General features: G+C 34.4%; 2 protein-coding genes. Both read right to left on the bottom strand.

Annotated elements, in window-relative coordinates; all coding sequences use genetic code 11:
- Position 1 precedes the first annotated feature (1 nt).
- Positions 2 to 1,216, bottom strand: coding sequence for a Coenzyme F420 hydrogenase/dehydrogenase, beta subunit C-terminal domain (locus AX660_RS18435; protein WP_068380272.1), 1,215 nt, complete (start codon positions 1,214 to 1,216; stop codon positions 2 to 4).
- Positions 1,197 to 2,198, bottom strand: a 1,002-nt coding sequence (locus AX660_RS18430) for a polysaccharide pyruvyl transferase family protein (protein WP_068380270.1), incomplete at its 5' end; no start/stop codon positions are given. The genes AX660_RS18435 and AX660_RS18430, both read right to left, overlap by 20 nt.

Raw genomic sequence — 2,198 nt, 5'->3', positions numbered from 1 at the left:
TTTACAGACTCTTTTGTTTAATTATTTTTCTACGTCTAGCGACTAGTCCTAAAAATGATTTTGTATTTAGATAGAGTCCACCTTTAAGCGCTGACTTAAATAAATCAAAGCCCTTATATTTGGGTGGAGTTAAACCCAAAAATCTGAAAGCTAGTAATCGAGAAAAAATAGATACTCTTCTATAAAATTGAAAAGGTTGAATTTTATCTAAAGTGTTAATATCAAAATCGTCTAAAACTATATTTGATGACAATTTTGCGTTGTTTATTAAATCATTGCCTATTTTATTGCGTGAAATAACTAAAGATCTACCGTCATTCTCTTCGAATAATGGGTAACCATTGTCATCACAATCCCATGCATCAGCGCAAACTATATCAGCAAACTCACCAATGCCGTCTACACATAATTTACATCTGGTTTGTAAATGGCGATTTAGAATTCCACCCCAAGCGTTGTTGTACGACATGCTAAATTCTTCATCTTGGTCTGAAACAATAGTTGTATATCCTGGCCAGCCATTACCTCTGTATCTAATCGATTTTACATTCTCTTTGTTTACGCCTAGTTTGGAATATATTTCTTCTGTACCTTTAAAGCTTGGTGTGCCAGCACACATAAATGAAAGTAAATGAGTGATTGCATTTGCGACCAATGGTTCTTGTTGTTTTAATTGATAGACTGCAGCCACGTCACATGGCTTACCCACAAATGCATATTTTTTTGACAAATCTAATTTACGAATAAGATCACATGGTGACGCTGGTGAATACCTTGACCCAGCTGATTCGCGAAAATCGTAAACTTTGCCCTTTAAAGAACTAACATTATCTAAATTTAGTCCTTGCGAAATATTAATAACAAAGTCGACAATATTGTTTTGTACAAGGTAATTACTAAGAGCTGATATTACCCCTCCAGAAGAGCCTGATTGCCTTAGGGCATTATTAGTAGAGTAACCCACGTTGATACTTTCTATTTGCCCCCATATACCGTCATAGTTGTCTTTTCTTACACTATTGATATCTAAATTTAAGCCAGGGCAAACTTTACTAAATTTCTTCTCAAGCACTGGGTCTTCAGGAGCATTTGTAATGTCAGGTCGATTATAACCCGCAGGGCTGACGACAATTTTTATTTCATCTGAAAAGTAACTACAAATCCCACAACCAGTGCAAAGATCATTAGCAAGAACTTTACCTATTGCTTTTTTCATTAAATAACTCCACTAATCTCGATTTGTAATTACCTAACTTAGTTTTCGCAACCAAGTTACCTTCTTGGATAGCTTCTGTTAGTTGCTCCCTATTATCAAACATTTCAATTGTTTTGTTGAAAGCATCTTCTGTTGAAAGTTCTTTAGCGTCCACAACAGCGTTATAACCCAAATTTTCGAATACCCCTTTGAATTTCATACTATAGGCACATGGAACGACGGGTACCCCAGCAGAAAAGGCAGCAATTGTGGCATGCATTCTTGCACCAACAAAAAAGTCAAATCTTGATATATATCCTTTAATCTTAGAAGGGTTATCGAACACCGGAGCTACTGTAGTTTGTGGGTATTTAACTTGAAGGCGCTGGCAAATACTTACGTCATCTTCCATTACAATTTTGCTAATGACATGTGGAACAAGACATACTTCTATATTCTTAGCTAAAAAATATTCAATTAAGTTTTCTGTGTACGTATGATATTTCATTTTCAAGGCAAAATTATTACTAGCTAAAGATTGGTTATATAGTAGGCCTGAAACATTAATTCCTACTTTTAGAGTATCGATACTTTCGTCTGATTTTTCTGTAGTTGGAGTAAACTGTAATGAAAATGCTAAATCTGTAAAATCTTCAACTTGTTTGGATGTTAACTTACTAACGACTGATTTTGAAAGTATGTCTCGAGAGTAAACTCTATCAGCAAAAAGTAGCGTGAATCTTACTATTAACTTGGCAATATTCGAGTTAAATGGGCCATAGGTTTGTGGTGCTAAAATTAATTTACCACAAAACAATTTGGCCAAAATTTTTGTTATGGATTGATTAATTAACCTCGGTAGTTTGTATATGTCTGTAAAACTATCTCCTTCTCCAATATCAAAAACATAGTCACATTGTTTTAAATATTTGATAGCCTTAAAGTCGAAGTTAATTAAATTTCTCAAGCCGAACTTCACTTGCTTTACTTCACAACCAACCTC

Origin of the sequence: Paraglaciecola hydrolytica, from assembly GCF_001565895.1 — a bacterium.
Taxonomy (GTDB): domain Bacteria; phylum Pseudomonadota; class Gammaproteobacteria; order Enterobacterales; family Alteromonadaceae; genus Paraglaciecola; species Paraglaciecola hydrolytica.
Note: the sequence above shows the minus strand (reverse complement) of the source record. Positions and strands in the feature narration are given on the sequence as shown.

Coding starts and splice junctions, on each gene's coding strand:
- AX660_RS18435 (WP_068380272.1), bottom strand. CDS start 1,216: ATGAAAAAAGCAATAGGTAAAGTTCTTGCTAATGATCTTTGCACTGGT.